This window comes from Parahoeflea alexandrii, assembly GCF_027214025.1.
Classification (GTDB): domain Bacteria; phylum Pseudomonadota; class Alphaproteobacteria; order Rhizobiales; family Rhizobiaceae; genus Hoeflea; species Hoeflea alexandrii_A.
The window spans coordinates 656,770-672,613 of record NZ_JAPWHB010000001.1; the positions used below are offsets into that span (position 1 = coordinate 656,770).

Sequence of the window (15,844 nt, forward strand, 5' to 3'; positions counted from 1 at the left end):
GTTCCTCGGCAAACATAGAGCCCCCTAAATATGTATCTATATTAGAAACCGGTTTTTTAACCCTTGCTGCTAGAGTCCTGATCAGAAACGAACTCGTCAGAGATGGTCGAGGGCAATTGAAATTGTTCCGTTTCCGAGCCGATGCCAGAGAGTCCGGAGTCAAAGCATGCATAAAAAAACCTCCTTCCATCGCGACACTTCCGGAAATTTCGGCCTGACATTTGGAATTCTCGCGGTGCCGGTGATGCTCGCAGGCGGGCTTGCGGTTGATTACGTCGGATTGAGCCTCGAGAAGAGCGGGTTGCAGAATGCGGCGGACGCCGCCGCCCTGGCCGTTGCCCGCGAGGGCAACATCACCCAGCAGCAGGCAGATGCAATTGCCAGGAGCATTGTCAGCGCCAATTACGGCCTTTCCGCTGCTCAGGTTTCCGTCGAGCTGAAGGATGGGGTTGCCGGCGTTCAGGCCAGCGTCGACCGGCCGCTGGTCTTTGGCGGCATATTGGGCAAGTCAAGCATGCCCGTGACCGTTTCTTCGGAGGCAACCTATGCCTTCACCAAATACGAGATCGCTCTTGTGCTCGACACAACCGGATCGATGGCCGGCGGCAAGCTGACCTCCATGCAGAATGCGGTGATCGGCCTGGTTGACGGGATGATGGACCTCGGCATGCAAAAGGACCAGATCAAGTTCGCGCTCGTGCCCTATGCCGGGTTCGTCAATGTCGGGCCCGAATATGGACCGGAGATAAACGGCGCCGGCAAGGTCATGAAGCCGGCGGCCGCATGGCTAGACCAGGACGCCAAGGCACCGATTCCGCAATCAGACCTGCCGTCGGAATTCAGCCGTTTCGCCATGTTCAGGCATCTCAAGGTCGATTGGCCGGGGTGCGTCGAAACCCGTGTCGCCAATGGCAAGGCGTTGCATGATGTTGACGATACCGTTCCGGATCCGGCGGACAAGAACTCATTGTTCACGCCCTTCTTCGCCGTGGATGAACCTGACACACCCTACAAATATCCCAACTCCTATCTCGCGGATGCGGGCAAGAGCATGGGCAAGAAGAACCCCTCGGAAGCCGACAAGGAAGATCAACTCGTCCGCTACGGCCGTACCGGCAAATATGTCAAACCCAAGGATACCGATGACGCCATCGCGCAAGTGATGAAATGGAAGAACCCGAAGACCGACTTTTCGCCCTCGAGCTTCTATTCCAACAAGAACGATCCGAAGGGGCCCGGCTTCGGGTGCGAAGTGGAACCGCTGGTGCCGCTGACCGACAACGCATCCGAAATCACCACGACCGTGAAAAAGCTGAAAGCCAACGGTTCGACCAACATGCTTGAAGGCGTGATGTGGGGATGGCGGGTGCTGTCGAGCCGCGAACCGTTCAGCGGAGGCGCCAGCGAAAGCGACAACTCGGTCGAAAAGATCATGATCTTCCTGACCGACGGGCAGAACTCGTTCGGCAATCTGAACAATGATCTCGGGTCCGGCTACACCAGCATGGGTTATCTCGTCGACGGGCGGCTGGACAATCTGACCGCCGCCTCGACCGGCCAGACCAACGACGCGCTGGACAAGAAGACGCTGGCGGCCTGCACGAACGCGAAGGACGACGGCATCGAGATCTTCACGATCAGGCTGGAGGAGCCCGACATCGGCACCGGGACATTGCTCTCGGAGTGCGCGTCGAGCAAGAGCCACTATTTCGACGCTCCCTCGCGCAGCCAGCTGGCGCCGATCTTTGACGCCATCAAGAAGGGCGTGGTCAAGCTCAGGCTCACCTCCTGAGACCAACTGTCGAGTTGACTCCTTTCGAGCTGCAAAAGGGCCGGGATCGGGTGGCTGGTCCCGGCCCTTTCGTGACGAAAGCATGCCCCGGCACATGACGGGAGCGAGAGAACAGGAAAACCGGGCGGGCGCGCCGCGTGCGGTGGCGTCAACCCTGCGCCCACCCGGATAAACCGCAGGTCGTTAGGCTTCCCCGGCGGTTTTAGAGTTCAGAACGAAGACGTTGTCGCTTCGCTCCGAGAACGCGAGTTTCATTTTCAGCCGCAACAGCGCCTCAAGGCTCGAATCCGACACACGGGAGGGTTCCTCTCCCTCCCAGTCGAGTGCGGTCTGCAATACGGCCATGTTGATCAGGCGGCTCAGATCGCCGAGCTTCAGTCGATCCGCCTCGTCCCGGCAGGTCACGAGCGTGCGGATGATCCAGGCATAGGAACCGGTGTCGGATGTCATGACCGTTCCCCCTTCAAGCCTGCCAGCCAAGGGCGTCAGGCTGCCGCAGCGCCGATGCCTCGAGCGGTCCCGGTGCATGCCAGGCGCCTTCGGGCCGGATCAGCCGATAGGGGGCATCCTTGAGCGACAGTGCGGTCGGCGACGGCTCGATGTCGTCCACCATCTCGACGAAGACATGATCGGAGAAGGCGAACGGGGCGCCGTTCTCCTTGAGCTTGAAACCGAAGTGCTGCCAGAAACCGAGGTAATCCTGCCGTGCATGGCCGTAGATGCGCCGGAAGCCCTTTTCCCGGCAGAGCGCAACGCTGGCCCGCACCAGTTGAAATGCGGTCCGGGAGGTGCGGAACTCCCTGCGCACGGCAAGGCGCTCCAGCTTGGCAAAGTCGCCGAAGAACCGCAGCCGCATGCAACCGGCCGGCTCGTTGTCGACCAAGGCCAGAAGATGGGTGGCGGCAAGATCGTTGCCGTCGAACTCTTCATCATAGGGACAGGCCTGCTCGCCGATATAGACCGCGGAGCGGACGGCGGCGACGCGCATCATGTCTTCGAAACCGTTGACCACCCGGATCCCGGTCGGACGCAGGACGGGGTCGTAGGTGGCATAACTCGGCTGGCGCGACGCCAGCGTCTCGGGCCTGCGCGGGATCATGTAGAAATCCTCGCGGAGCTGGCCTTCGTGCCAAACCCCCTGCTCAAATCCGCGCCTAACCATGGCGCGGTGACCACGCAGGGTGAACGAGGTGGAGATGATGTCGGCCTGGGCGTAGTGGGGAGAATCAAACCGGTCCATCACCCGGTTGATGCCGGCGGCGAGAATACCCGGCGTGAAGCTTGCCCAGACATAGATCGCGGCGGGGCGTTCATGCTGGCTGACCAGGTACTCGTTCTGCGGATCGAGCAGGTTGAGGGATCCGTCCAGCAGCGCCGAGCGGCCTGCTTCGTTGAGCAGCAGGGCGGACATGAAGCCTTCCGGACGGGCCCTGCCTCGGCGGGTGAACAACCAGACCGCGTCGGCGTTCTTCTCAGCGACGCGAATGACCGTCTCCGGTTCGGCCAGGCGGCCGATGATCTTGCCGGCGGCTTCAAGCAGGCGCGGCACCTCGGCCTGTTCCAGCCGGTTGGTGACGCTGACCATAGCAGCGGCGCGATGCATGCGCTCGGCTTCCAGAGCCGTCTCGTCGGCCAATGCACTTGCATTTACTGATGAAAGACTATTTTGTGGTGTGGCTGACATGGCGGGCAATCCCTTTTTATCCGGATAACCTAGCCGCGGCGGTCCGATTTGACTTTGGCAAAGAATGTAACAGAGAGTTCCCCCCATGGAACACCAATGGCGCAACGCCGATTGGAACAGCATCAGGGTCTTCCTGGCCGTGGCGAGACTGTGCAGTTTCCGCAAGGCATCGGACGAACTCGGCATGTCCGTCAACACGTCACGGCGCACCATTTCCCGTCTCGAGGACCAGCTTGGCTATCTGCTCTTGTTTCGCGAAGCCGAGGGTGTGCGGCTGACCGATGAAGGGCGCAGGGTGGTGCTTGCGGCGCGCGATGTCGAAAGCTCGGTGTCCGACATGTGGCGCGTGGCGGCGATGGCCGAACGCGAAGCAAGTGGACCAATCCGGCTCGCCATCACCGAGGGCCTGGGCAGTTTCTGGCTCACGCCACGCATTGTCGATTACATGAACGACACCGGCGCGCAGAACCGGATCGAACTGCAATGCGCCATGCGTTCGGTCGATGTCCTGCGCATGGAAGCCGACATATCCGTACAACTGGAGATGCCCAACCGGCCTGAACTGAAGGTCAAGCGGCTTGGCTACCTGCATCTGACCCCGTTTGCCAGCACCGCTTATCTCGAGAAGTTCGGGCGGCCGAAAAGTGTCGCCGACATGGTCAACCACCGGGTGGTCGAACAGCAGACGGACCAGCTGCGCGGCTATGAACTGGACAAGGTCTTCGGACCCAAGATCGCCGAGCGCATGGTGCGGATGAAGACCAATTTCTCGTCGGCGCATTACTGGGCCGTCGCCAAGGGCGCTGGCATCGGGCTGATGCCGAATTACGCCAGAGCCATCGGCGGCGATGTGGAACATGTCGATCTCGGCTTCGATTTCCGCGTCGAGATCTGGCTTGCGATGCATCCCGAAGTGGCCAAGAGTGCGCGGCACAGGGGATTCATCGATTTTCTGAGCGAGAGTTTCGACGACCGGAAATTCCCATGGTTCGGGGCCGAGACGATGAACCCCGCGGATATCGAGAAGCAGTTCTCGCGCGAGGATCTCAAGTCCTATTTCGAGGGGTTCACAGCCCGCTCATGACACTGCGCCGCCTCTCCCGACCTGCCCCGGAAATCGTGACCTTGGCGACGCAGGACGAACACGACCGTATCGCCATGGTCATCATGCAACTGGAAATGGCTCTGGCCCTGGCCAGGACAAAAGAGCTTGGGCAACTCGAAGCGCATCTTGAGGCAGCGATCGCCGAAGCGCGCAGCCTGCATGACAGATTGCTGAACTAGGGTCCGGCTTGCCCTCATGAAAACTGCCTCAGCCTGAATGGACATGCTCCGGCGAACCCCGCCGTTGCCGACCTCAGCGCACCTGGTCGAGCAGACGCTTGCATTCCAGCAGATCGTAGAGGGCTTCCTGCAGCAGCGCGCGGTCATCACGTTTGAGCCCGCCTGCCCCGTTCTCCGGCGCCTCGGCCTCCGGCTTTCCGGCGTCGCCGCCCAGCCCGAAAAACCGGCGGGTGGAAGGCAGTCTCGGCTTGCCGACCAGCTGATCCTCTTCGGCCGCAGGCGCCCGGGCTGCGGGCTGCTCTTCCATCATGGCGGCCGAGAGCGCTTCCACCGCAGCCATGTCGCCGCTGCCTATGGCAATGACGAACTTGTTGCCGTTCTGCTTGAGCAGCTTCTGGACGCCCTTGATCGTGTAGCCCTGATCATAGAGAAGGATGCGGATCCCCTTGAGCAGCTCGATGTCGTCGGGACGGTAGTAGCGCCGGCCACCGCCGCGCTTCATCGGCTTGATCTGGGTGAACCTGGTTTCCCAGAACCGCAACACGTGCTGCGGAAGATCCAGATCTTCCGCCACTTCGGATATCGTCCGGAACGCGTCAGGGCTCTTGTCCATTGGGCCACTCCGATCTCAAATAACGCCGGGCGCCCACGCAAACGGACAACCGACGCCGGAAATGCTGCAGTCTGATGCGCCCCACCCGCTTTGCCGACGGAACCGTCCGGGCGCTGTGTGGGAGCGTTGCATCCATGCCATCACGAATCGCGGTCAGGCAACGTCAAGCGAACATCATTTCAAAGCTTTGCGGCAAGAATATCAAGTGCTGCTGTAGCCTCAGCCGGCTTCCGCACAGGTTTGCGCTTGGTTCGGCGCTCACCGCCGAGGCTGAAAACCGCTCAGGGTCTGGCCTTGGCCTTGCCCTTGCGTGCGAGATGGCCCTTGAGAACACGGTTCTTGAGCACGTTGGATGCCTTGAAGGTCATCACGCGGCGCGGGCTGATCGGAACTTCCTCGCCTGTCTTGGGATTGCGGCCGATCCGTTCCTTCTTGTCGCGTACCTGGAATGTAGCGAACGAAGACAGCTTGACGCTGTCGCCCCGGACAATCGCGCCGCACACTTCATCTATGACCATCTCAACGAGTTCCGCTGATTCAGTTCGAGAAAGCCCGACTTTACGGAAAACCGCTTCCGCGAGATCAGCTCTGGTAATCGTTTTACCACTCATTTTTTCCAACCAAACTGGTCAGCTTCCCCGCCGCCCATAGATGCAGTTCGGTAACATTATGGATCATGTTCCTCAAGGTCAAGCAACTCCCGCAAATGGCTTCGATTTCCCTCGCGGGCAGCAAGACAGCGGTGCAGAGATGGTTAATTGTTTGTTGCGCGGGCGATGCGACTACCAGCGCAAAAGCACCGAACCCCAGGTGAATCCGCCACCCATGGCCTCGAGCAGAACCAGATCACCTTTCTTGATTCTGCCATCGGACGCGGCTTCGGCAAGAGCCAGCGGAATCGAGGCCGCGGAGGTATTGCCATGGTGATCAACCGTGACAACGACCTTGGAATCATCGATCCCGAGCTTGCGGGCAGATGCGTCGATGATGCGGCGGTTAGCCTGGTGGGGCACGAACCAGTCAATATCCTCGGAGCCAATGCCGGTGGCGGCATAGGCCGCCTCGATCACATCGGTGATCATGCCGACCGCATGCTTGAACACTTCCCGGCCCTGCATGCGCAGATGCCCGACCGTGCCGGTGGTCGACGGGCCGCCATCGACATAGAGCTTGTCGCGATGCGCGCCGTCAGAGCGTAAATGCGCGGTCAGAACGCCGCGATCAGCTGTCGTCCCCTCGCCTTCGGCGGCTTCCAGGACGATGGCGCCGGCGCCGTCGCCAAACAGAACGCAGGTGGTCCGGTCGTTCCAGTCGAGAATCCGGGAAAAAGTCTCCGCGCCGATGACCAGGACGCGCTTGGCAACACCGGACTTGATGTAGCTGTCGGCCGTCGTCACGGCGAAGATGAAGCCCGAACAGACCGCCTGGACATCAAACGCCGCACCATGGTGCATTCCCAGCCGGTTCTGGATGTTGACCGCAGTGGCGGGAAAGGTGTTGTCCGGCGTGGACGTCGCGCAAATGATGAGATCGATGTCGGCCGGCGTCATATTGGCGCGTTCAAGCGCCTGACGGGCCGCCATCTCGCCAAGGGATGCCGTTGTTTCGCCCTCGCCGGCAATATGGCGCTGGCGAATGCCGGTCCGCTGGACGATCCATTCATCGCTGGTTTCAACAACGCCCTCAAGATCGCTGTTTTTCATGATGCGATCTGGGAGGTGGGCCCCGAAACCACGGACAACGGAACGGATCATGCTGGCATCCTAGCTGGAAGAACTGTCCACGACCGGCACAGCAAGCGCTGAGCGGCGGGTATGATAAAGGTTGAGATCATGTTCGATTTTGGCTTTGAGACCATTGCGGGCCATGTCATAGCCAACGTCAACGGCCGCAGCGAAGCCTTCCACGTCGGCACCGCCGTGGCTCTTGATGACAATGCCGTTGAGGCCGAGAAAGACCCCGCCATTGACCTTGCCGGGATCCATTTTCTCGCGCAACAGGTCAAATGCGCCCTTGGCAAACAGGTAGCCGATGCGGGCCATCAGGGTTCGCGACATCGCCGCGCGCAGATAGCCCGCAATCTGGCGGGCGGTGCCTTCCGCGGTCTTGAGTGCGATGTTTCCGGCGAACCCCTCGGTCACCACCACATCGACGGTTCCCTTGCCGATATCGTCGCCCTCGACGAAACCGTAATAGTCAAAGCTCGGCATCGCCGCCTCGCGGATCAAGCGTCCGGCTTCCTTGACCTCTTCCTGGCCCTTGATTTCTTCGACACCGATGTTGAGCAGCCCGACGGTCGGCTTTTCGATCTCGAACAGCGCGCGGGCCATGGCGGCCCCCATCATGGTGAAATCGATCAGCTGCTGGGCATCCGCACCAACGGTCGCGCCGACATCGAGAACGATGCTTTCGCCGCGGATGGTCGGCCAGATCGCGGCGATGGCCGGCCGGTCGATGTTGGCCATGGTGCGCAGGCAAAACCGCGACATCGCCATCAGGGCGCCGGTGTTGCCTGCCGAAACGCAGACATCGGCATCGCCGGTCTTGACCGCTTCGATGGCGCGCCACATCGATGAGCGGTAGCGGCCGTGCCGAAGCGCCTGGCTCGGCTTGTCGTCCATGCTCACGGCCACTTCGCAGGCCACGAAGGTGGAGGCCTCGCGCAGTGCCGGGAACTTGTCGAGGACCGGCGTACATTCGCCTTCGAGGCCAAACAGGGTAAAGCGGATGTCCGGATGGCGCTCCAGCGCCTTGGCGACGCCGGGCACGACAACCTTGGGGCCATGGTCGCCCCCCATCAAATCAACCGCAATCCTGATCACGCCCCGTCCTTTGTCCCCGGCTCTATAGGCCGGATTTGTGGGCCGAAAATACCCGTTTTCGCACGGTGTACAACCGCTTTGTCATCACATGTGAAGCTAGCCGGCGGATTCGTCGCGCTTGAGACCCTGCAAAACCGCAAAAGGTGACGGTTTTTTGTCCGAAGCCGGATCGCTTTCCACATGATCGGTATATTCAAGGCCTTCCTTGCGCGGGTAGGCATCGATCGAAAGGGCTGCGAACTCGGCCGCTACCGCCCCGACATCAATCGAATCGCCGGTAAACAGTTCAGGCAGATCCGGGCCGTCGGGATCGAGAAACATCTCGCCATTGCGATCGACGGGCCGCTGCGCCAGCCGCGAATTCTCGGGAAGGAACACCGCTTCCAAATCCTCTTCAATCTGCTGCTCAACCGGATCCAGGGTGACGACGCATTCCTGCACGATCGCGGAGCTGACATGGCCTTTCACCCGGATCCCGTCGCGTTTCCAGCGACCGAGGACCAGTTCGGCTTCAAAACTCCGGACTTCAGTCACGCTCCACTGGCGGCCAAGCCGCTTGAGATCGGTCGCATCGGCGGAAATCCGGACCGTGATCGGGTTGGTCGAAACGTGGCTGACCTTGACCTCGTAGGAAAACAGATCCTTGTCCGGAGCGGTCATCGGATCACCTCCCGATCCATGGACTTGAACGTGAGTTGCCCGGCCGCCAGCTTTTCTTCAGGCACATCGCCAAGCGACCGTGCCGTGGCGATCATCCAGTCCGACAGCGCCTGCATGGGCGGCGCTTCGTCTCCGCTTTCCGGATGAAGATTGCGCCTGAGCGCATCGACCAGGCCCTGGCGATCACCAGTGTCCAGCGCCTGTCCGTAGGACTTCACGCGGCCATAGAACATCTTTGCCAGCTTTTTCATCCGCTTGGGCACACCCATGTCGCCGATACCGAGCTCACGGATCGAATGGTCGACATCCTCGAAGAAGGCGTCGACAAGATCCTGCGCCAGCCCCCGGGCCGCCTCGCCGGCGGAGCCGGTGCGGCGCAGATATAGAATGAGATGGATCGAGATCATTTCGAACCGCCCCATGACGGTATCGGGCACACCCATGGCCTCGTAGAAAACCGGCGACCGAGCTGCTCCGGTGATCTCGGCATATTGCCTTTCAACCAGAGCCTGATTGGATTTTTTTCGCTTGAACAGGTTCCAGATCATGAAAATGCCTTCAATGGCCGATGGATATCATCGCAACTGCGAGAGACTGGTGTGTTGCATCCGTGCGGAAGCTGGTTTACCGAATGGGACGCAAAACGCAATGGCTGCGGCTTTCGAGCCTGCGTGCCAAAGGGAGATGTCGTTGACGATAAGAGTTTTCAAGGCAACCGGACGGAAATTGCGTCTCGGCGCTGCAATTGCGGTCATCTCAACGGTCGCGCTCGGCGGCTGCACCACCGGCGAAGTCTTCCATCAAGGGTACGTCGTCGACCAGACCGCGCTCGAACTGACGCCTGTCGGGTCAAGCCGCGAACAGGTGCTCTTGTCGCTCGGCACGCCGTCGACCACGGCAACCTTCGACAACGAGGTCTTCTACTACATATCCCAGAAGCGTACCCGTCCCGCCATGTTCATGAAGCAGAAGCTGGTCGATCAGACGGTGCTGGCGGTTTATTTCGATGAAGAGGGCACGGTCAAGCAGATCGCCAATTACACGCTGCAGGATGGAAGGGTGTTCGACATGATCTCCCGGACAACGCCGACCGGCGGTGTCGACAAGTCCTTCCTGGCGCAGGTGATGGCGGGCGCCACCAGTTCGGAATCGGCAGCAAACACGGCCCGCAACATTCTTGGTGGCAACAACTGATCCTTCCTGTTCGGGATCGCTGAGGCCAATCCATACAGGACCTGACATTTAAAACCCCGCGGAGATCGCTCTCCGCGGGGTTTTTCAGTCTGAGGCAATTGCCTTGCGCTGGATCAGTGCGCCAGCACTGCCAGCAACAGAAGTGCTACGATGTTGGTGATCTTGATCGCCGGGTTGACGGCCGGGCCGGCGGTGTCCTTGTACGGATCGCCGACGGTGTCACCGGTCACGGAAGCCTTGTGGGCGTCCGATCCCTTTTCGTGCTTGACGCCGTCCTTGTCGACGAAGCCGTCTTCAAAGGACTTCTTGGCGTTGTCCCATGCGCCACCGCCCGAAGTCATCGAGATGGCGACGAACAGGCCGTTGACGATCACGCCCAGAAGCGAGGCGCCGAGGGCGGCAAAGGCGGAAGCCTTGGAGCCGGAGATCAGCAGCACGCCAAAATAGACGAACAGCGGAGCCAGGACCGGCAGCAGCGACGGCACGATCATCTCGCGGATCGCGGCCTTGGTCAGGATGTCCACCGCACGGCCGTAATCGGGCTTCTCGGTGCCTGCCATGATGCCCGGCTTGTTGCGGAACTGCATGCGCACTTCCTCGACGATCGAGCCGGCAGCACGCCCCACGGCCGTCATGGCGATGCCGCCAAACAGGTAGGGGATGAGACCGCCGAAGATCAGGCCGGCAACCACGTAGGGGTTGGAGAGGTCGAACGAGATCTCGCCCATGTCCTTGAAGTAAGGATAGAGCGTCGAGCCTTCCGCGTTTGCCTTGGCGGCAAAGAACTGAAGGTCGTTCGAGTAGGCTGCGAACAGCACCAGTGCGCCAAGACCAGCCGAACCGATGGCGTAGCCCTTGGTCACGGCCTTGGTGGTGTTGCCGACCGCGTCGAGCGCGTCGGTGGCCTGACGGACTTCAGGCGGAAGGCCCGACATCTCGGCGATGCCGCCGGCATTGTCGGTGACCGGACCGAAGGCGTCGAGTGCGACGATCATGCCGGCGATGCCGAGCATGGCGGTAACCGCGATGCCGGTGCCGAACAGGCCTGCCAGCTGGTAGGTCGAGATGATGCCGCCAACGATGACGATCGCCGGCAGAGCCGTCGATTCCAGCGAGATGGCGAGACCCTGGATCACGTTGGTGCCGTGACCGGTGACCGATGCCTGGCTGATCGAGTTGACCGGGCGCTTGTTGGTGCCGGTGTAGTACTCGGTGATGACCACAATCAGCGCGGTGACGATCAGACCGACGACACCACAGATGAACAGGTTGGTCCCGGTGATCGCCTTGCCGTCGATGACGGCGATCTCACCCCAGCCGATGGTCAGCGAGGTGGCGCCGCCCAGACCAATGATCGACAGCACGCCGGTAACGATCAGGCCCTTGTAGAGGGCGCCCATGATCGAACCGTTGGTGCCAAGCTTGACGAAGAAGGTGCCGACGATCGAGGTGATGATCGAAGCGCCGCAAATGGCCAGCGGATAGAGCATGGCCGAGCCAAGCACATCCATGCCGCCAAAGAAGATGGCGCCGAGAACCATGGTGGCGACCACGGTCACCGCGTAGGTTTCGAACAAGTCGGCGGCCATGCCGGCGCAGTCACCGACATTGTCACCGACGTTGTCGGCAATGGTTGCCGGGTTGCGCGGATCGTCTTCCGGAATGCCGGCTTCGACCTTGCCGACCAAGTCACCGCCAACGTCGGCGCCCTTGGTGAAGATGCCGCCGCCGAGACGGGCGAAGATGGAGATCAGCGATGCGCCGAAGCCCAGCGCCACCAGCGCGTCGATCACCTGACGGCTGTCGGAGGCAAGCGCCATCGGACCGGTGAGGACATAGTAGTAGACCGCAACACCCAGAAGCGCGAGGCCGGCCACCAGCATGCCGGTAATGGCGCCCGCCTTGAAGGCGATGTCCAGGCCGCCGGCAAGATTGACCGCCGAAGCCTGCGCCGTGCGCACATTGGCGCGAACCGACACGTGCATGCCGACATAGCCCGCCATACCCGAAAGAACCGCGCCGATCAGAAAGCCGATGGCGGCGGTGGCGCCGAGCAGCACCCAGGTGATAACGAAAACAACCGCGCCCACGATTGCGATGGTGGTGTACTGGCGGTTCAGGTAGGCCTGAGCGCCTTCACGAATATAGCCTGCGATTTCCTGCATGCGTGCGTTGCCCTGGTCGGCGGCCATCACCGACTTGGTCGCCCAGATGGCGTAGACAACGGAAAGCAATCCACAGGCGATCACAGCAAAAAGAATTGTCATGCTGATATCCCTCCAATGCGGCCGGAATCCTCCCTCCGGCCAGATACTGCGCAGCGAAAGGCGCACGAACCACACGTCCGGGCACCCTGCCGCATCGCGGCGGATGATTGCGACACAGGCGGGGTGTCGTCAAGGGCGCATATAGTGTTATTGCCCCAACACGGCCAATAAGCTCTGGGAAACGCTGCCGGATTGGAAAGCTCGCTGCAGCCCGCAAGGAAAACCGGCAATTCGAGCGGGACCGACCGGCGGTCTGGACCCGGCCGTGATCAGAACGACCGGCGGCGTTCCCAAAGGATCTGCGCGCCAAGCGCCAGCAGGCAGAACAGCGCCACCGGCCAGAACAGCGTATTGAGTGCATCCCAACCCCAGGCGTTGAGCACCTTGCCCGACATCAACGACGAAAAGGCGACGATGCCGAACAGGGTGACGTCATGAAACCCCTGCACCTTGTTCTTCTCCGACGGGCGATAGGTCATGGTCACCATGGTGGTGGCGCCGATGAAGCCGAAATTCCAGCCGACGCCCAGAAGCACCAGTGCCAGCCAGAAGTTCCAAAGCTCGATGCCCATATGCGCGACGATGGCGCAACCGAGCAGGATAAGGAGGCCGGTGGCGGTGATGGTGTCGCGGCCGAAGCGGGCGATCAGCTTGCCGGTGAAGAAGCTCGGTGCGAACATCGCCATCACATGCCACTGGATGCCGAGCGTGGCGAGTTCGGGCGAGAAGCCGCAGCCGACCATGGCCAGCGGCGCACCGGTCATCATGAAGGTCATCAGGGCATAGGATCCGACGCCGCAGATCATGGCGGTGACGAAGCGCGGCTGGCTGATGATCTCGAAAAGCGGACGCGCCGGCGTCTCGTCGTGGCCAGCGTCGCCGGGCTTGGTGTCGTTGGGGATGCGCAGGAACCACAGGATCGACATGGTGATCATGGCCAGCGGCACGAGGGCCACGAAGGAGCCGGCGAACATCACCGGATCGAACAATTCGCGCGTGAAGATCACCGTCTGTGGCCCGATGATCGCAGCGAAGACGCCGCCAGCCAGCACCCAGGAGATGGCCTGCGCCTTGAAATTGGTCGGCGATCCATCGGCGGCGGCGAAGCGGTACTGCTGCACGAAAGAGCCGCCCAGACCGATGAAGGCCATGCCGAAGGCAAACAGCCAGAACTCATGACGGAACAGCGCAATCGCCGCGATGATGCCGCCAAGCGCGGTCATGACCATGCCCGACAGGAAGCCGTGACGGCGGCCGATCTGGCGCATCAGCCAGGCAGCAGGTAGAGCGCCGACCGCCACGCCGATGTTGAAACCGGTCACCGGCGCTGTGGCGAGCGACTTGTCGGTGCCGAGCAGGTAGAAACCCGCCAGCCCGCCCATGGAAATGGCGATGGGCGCGGCAGCGCCGCCGAAGGCTTGCGCACCGGACAGCAGCAGCGCGTTGCGGCGGGCCAGATTTTCGGCGTCCGTCGCCCCGGCCAGTCCAACCTTGTCGAGAAACGCCATAGGCTCAGTCCTTGTCAGTCCTTGCCGGGCTTGGGGTCGCCACGGTACTTGCGCGCCAGGCGGTCGAGCACCGCATTGACGATCTTGGGTTCCTCGCCATCAAAGAAGGCCCGCGCCACATCGACATATTCATTGACGATGACGGCGACCGGCACGTCCTTCTTGGCGGAAAGCTCCCAGGCCCCTGCCCTGAGGATGGCACGCAGGGTCGCGTCAAGCCGCGACAACGGCCAGTCCTCGGTCAGGCCGGAGCGAATCACCGGATCAAGCGCCCGCTGGTTTTCGACAACGCCCGAGACGACGGCGCGGAACCAGGCCGGATCGGCCGGACGGTACTGCTCGCCATCGATCTCGCTGCCGAGACGATGGGCTTCGTATTCGGCAACGATCTCGAGCACGCCGGCGCCGCCGATATCCATCTGGTAGAGCGCCTGGACCGCGGCCAGCCGGGCAGCGCCGCGTTGGTTGGCGGCCTTGACTTCCGGCTGGGACGCCGGTTGCGGGGAGGTATCTTCTGTCGCCACGATCAGCCTGCCAGCTTGTCTTTCAGCGCGATCATCGACAGCGCTGCGCGCGCCGCGAAGCCGCCCTTGTCGAGCCGGTCCTTGCTGACCCGCTCCCAGGCCTGCTCGGCGTTCTCGGTGGTCATGATGCCGTTGCCGAGCGCCAGCGATTCGGAAATCGACAAGGTCATCAGGCCACGCGCCGATTCATTGGCGACGATATCGAAATGGTGGGTTTCGCCGCGAATGACCACGCCGAGGGCGACAAAGCCGTCATACTCGGCGCCGCCTTCGTCCATCGCGTCGAGCGCCATGGCGATCGCCGGCGGGATTTCCAGGGCACCCGGGACGGTGACGACATCGTAGGTGGCGCCGCCCGCATCGAGCGCGGACTTCGCACCATCCAGCAGGGCATCGGACATATCATCGTAAAAGCGCGCTTCAACGATCAGAAGATGCGGGATCTTGGGCTTTGCCATGACGGCTTTCCTTTTTGCGGACAGAATTGCCACGCGTCTGGGTTCCTGACTGGAACCTGAGAATTGGGTCGGATCAGAGCGCGGTCAAATCACTTTGTCCGCGGCTTGGCAAGCGGAAATGGCTGTTTGAGCGGCCGCAGCGGCCATTTGTCCGCTCCCGCGACGGCTGTGCGTGGGGGCGCTCCCACTGAATGCTTTTCAATCCCGGCTCGGACGGTGGGCCGCGCCGGCATCTTTGCGCGGCGGGACGACTCCGATATGCAGGCAATCATGAGCGCAGCCAAACCCCGAGAAACCGACCTTTATCCGCCGGTCAAGGCCCTGCTTGAAGCCCAGGGCTATGCGGTCAAGGGCGAGATCGGGGCGGCCGATATCGTCGCCGTGCGCGGCGACGAGGATCCGGTCGTGGTGGAGCTGAAGACCGGCTTCTCGCTGTCGCTGTTTCACCAGGGCATCGAACGGCAGGCGATCACCGACGTGGTCTATATCGCGGTGCCGCGCGGAACCGGGCGGGCGTTTCAAAAGGCGATCGCCGCCAACACCTCGCTCTGCCGCCGGCTCGGCCTCGGGCTGATGACGGTGCGGCTGAAAGACGGGCTGGTGGAAGTGCATGCCGACCCGGGGCCCTACAAGCCGAGGAAATCCAGCATCAAGAAGGCAAGGCTGCTGAAGGAATTCGCCAAACGCACGGGCGACCCCAATTCCGGCGGCGCCACACGGCAGGGATTGATGACCGCCTACCGGCAGGACGCCCTGCGCTGCGCCCGGGTTCTCCTGGAACTCGGGCCGACGAAGGCCGCGCTGGTCGCCAAGGCCTCCGGCGTTGAAAGAGCGAGGGCGCTGATGGCCGACAATCACTACGGCTGGTTCGAGCGGGTGGCGACCGGCATCTACGGGCTCTGTCCGAAGGGATCGGAGGCGCTGGCGCAACTTGGCGATCCGGACGCCGGGACGCGGGCGGCGACCGGGACCGGCGGTTGAGACGCCGGCAGCGTTTCAAACCCCTGAGTTTCAGGCCCCTGCCCTTCAGCCTCTGCC

At 61.9% G+C, this 15,844-nt stretch carries 17 protein-coding genes; 5 read left to right on the forward strand and 12 right to left on the reverse strand.

Annotated elements, in window-relative coordinates:
• Nucleotides 1-166 precede the first annotated feature (166 nt).
• The gene (locus O4H62_RS03250) at nucleotides 167-1,792 is read left to right on the forward strand and encodes a TadE/TadG family type IV pilus assembly protein (RefSeq protein WP_269385681.1); all 1,626 of its coding nucleotides are present in this window, start codon (nucleotides 167-169) and stop codon (nucleotides 1,790-1,792) included.
• Nucleotides 1,793-1,975: 183 nt separating this feature from the next.
• On the opposite strand, the gene O4H62_RS03255 is transcribed toward O4H62_RS03250, so the two are convergent.
• Entirely contained in the window at nucleotides 1,976-2,242 is a 267-nt protein-coding gene (locus O4H62_RS03255; protein WP_269385682.1) for a hypothetical protein, read from the reverse strand.
• Nucleotides 2,243-2,255: 13 nt separating this feature from the next.
• Complete coding sequence (locus O4H62_RS03260) at nucleotides 2,256-3,476, reverse strand: GNAT family N-acetyltransferase (RefSeq protein ID WP_269385683.1); 1,221 nt, start codon at nucleotides 3,474-3,476, stop codon at nucleotides 2,256-2,258.
• Nucleotides 3,477-3,561: 85 nt separating this feature from the next.
• On the opposite strand from O4H62_RS03260, the gene O4H62_RS03265 reads away from it, so the two are divergent.
• Both O4H62_RS03265 and O4H62_RS03270 read left to right on the forward strand, forming a co-directional pair.
• A complete protein-coding gene (locus O4H62_RS03265; RefSeq protein ID WP_269385684.1) occupies nucleotides 3,562-4,560 on the forward strand; it encodes a LysR family transcriptional regulator in 999 nt (332 codons plus the stop codon).
• Nucleotides 4,557-4,760: a hypothetical protein gene (locus O4H62_RS03270; protein WP_269385685.1), complete on the forward strand. Its 204-nt coding sequence runs from the start codon at nucleotides 4,557-4,559 to the stop codon at nucleotides 4,758-4,760. Before O4H62_RS03265 ends, O4H62_RS03270 begins: the two co-directional genes overlap by 4 nt.
• Before the next feature lie 73 nt (nucleotides 4,761-4,833).
• Here O4H62_RS03270 and O4H62_RS03275 read toward each other — a convergent pair whose 3' ends face one another.
• From O4H62_RS03275 to O4H62_RS03300, 6 genes are all read right to left on the reverse strand, one after another.
• A complete protein-coding gene (locus O4H62_RS03275) occupies nucleotides 4,834-5,373 on the reverse strand; it encodes a MerR family transcriptional regulator (protein WP_269385686.1) in 540 nt (179 codons plus the stop codon).
• A 281-nt stretch (nucleotides 5,374-5,654) separates the two neighbouring features.
• On the reverse strand, nucleotides 5,655-5,984 hold the full coding sequence (locus O4H62_RS03280) for an integration host factor subunit alpha (RefSeq protein WP_269386287.1): 330 nt from the start codon (nucleotides 5,982-5,984) through the stop codon (nucleotides 5,655-5,657).
• A 171-nt stretch (nucleotides 5,985-6,155) separates the two neighbouring features.
• Nucleotides 6,156-7,127 (reverse strand): beta-ketoacyl-ACP synthase III, encoded by a 972-nt coding sequence (locus tag O4H62_RS03285; RefSeq protein ID WP_269385687.1) that lies wholly within the window; start codon nucleotides 7,125-7,127, stop codon nucleotides 6,156-6,158.
• 9 nt (nucleotides 7,128-7,136) lie between these two features.
• Nucleotides 7,137-8,195 (reverse strand): phosphate acyltransferase PlsX, encoded by a 1,059-nt coding sequence (gene plsX / locus O4H62_RS03290; RefSeq protein WP_269385688.1) that lies wholly within the window; start codon nucleotides 8,193-8,195, stop codon nucleotides 7,137-7,139.
• Between the two features lie 96 nt (nucleotides 8,196-8,291).
• Nucleotides 8,292-8,855, reverse strand: a complete 564-nt coding sequence (locus O4H62_RS03295; RefSeq protein WP_269385689.1) for a YceD family protein — start codon at nucleotides 8,853-8,855, stop codon at nucleotides 8,292-8,294.
• Nucleotides 8,852-9,403, reverse strand: coding sequence for a ubiquinol-cytochrome C chaperone family protein (locus O4H62_RS03300; protein WP_269385690.1), 552 nt, complete (start codon nucleotides 9,401-9,403; stop codon nucleotides 8,852-8,854). The genes O4H62_RS03295 and O4H62_RS03300 overlap by 4 nt, the downstream gene beginning before the upstream one ends.
• 136 nt (nucleotides 9,404-9,539) lie before the next feature.
• Here O4H62_RS03300 and O4H62_RS03305 point away from each other — a divergent pair, with 136 nt between their 5' ends.
• Nucleotides 9,540-10,049 (forward strand): outer membrane protein assembly factor BamE, encoded by a 510-nt coding sequence (locus O4H62_RS03305; RefSeq protein ID WP_430538364.1) that lies wholly within the window; start codon nucleotides 9,540-9,542, stop codon nucleotides 10,047-10,049.
• Between the two features lie 113 nt (nucleotides 10,050-10,162).
• Here the strand turns inward: O4H62_RS03305 and O4H62_RS03310 are convergent, their stop codons facing one another.
• The 4 genes from O4H62_RS03310 to ribH all read right to left on the reverse strand — a co-directional run bounded on the left by O4H62_RS03310 (nucleotide 10,163) and on the right by ribH (nucleotide 14,806).
• On the reverse strand, nucleotides 10,163-12,316 hold the full coding sequence (locus O4H62_RS03310) for a sodium-translocating pyrophosphatase (protein ID WP_269385691.1): 2,154 nt from the start codon (nucleotides 12,314-12,316) through the stop codon (nucleotides 10,163-10,165).
• 269 nt (nucleotides 12,317-12,585) lie between these two features.
• The gene (locus O4H62_RS03315) at nucleotides 12,586-13,824 is read right to left on the reverse strand and encodes an MFS transporter (protein ID WP_269385692.1); all 1,239 of its coding nucleotides are present in this window, start codon (nucleotides 13,822-13,824) and stop codon (nucleotides 12,586-12,588) included.
• Between the two features lie 14 nt (nucleotides 13,825-13,838).
• On the reverse strand, nucleotides 13,839-14,348 hold the full coding sequence (gene nusB / locus O4H62_RS03320; RefSeq protein WP_269385693.1) for a transcription antitermination factor NusB: 510 nt from the start codon (nucleotides 14,346-14,348) through the stop codon (nucleotides 13,839-13,841).
• Nucleotides 14,349-14,350: 2 nt separating this feature from the next.
• On the reverse strand, nucleotides 14,351-14,806 hold the full coding sequence (gene ribH, locus O4H62_RS03325; RefSeq protein WP_269385694.1) for a 6,7-dimethyl-8-ribityllumazine synthase: 456 nt from the start codon (nucleotides 14,804-14,806) through the stop codon (nucleotides 14,351-14,353).
• A 270-nt stretch (nucleotides 14,807-15,076) separates the two neighbouring features.
• Between ribH and O4H62_RS03330 the strand changes: the two genes are divergently transcribed.
• Nucleotides 15,077-15,787: a DUF2161 domain-containing phosphodiesterase gene (locus tag O4H62_RS03330; RefSeq protein WP_269385695.1), complete on the forward strand. Its 711-nt coding sequence runs from the start codon at nucleotides 15,077-15,079 to the stop codon at nucleotides 15,785-15,787.
• Nucleotides 15,788-15,844: the final 57 nt, after the last annotated feature.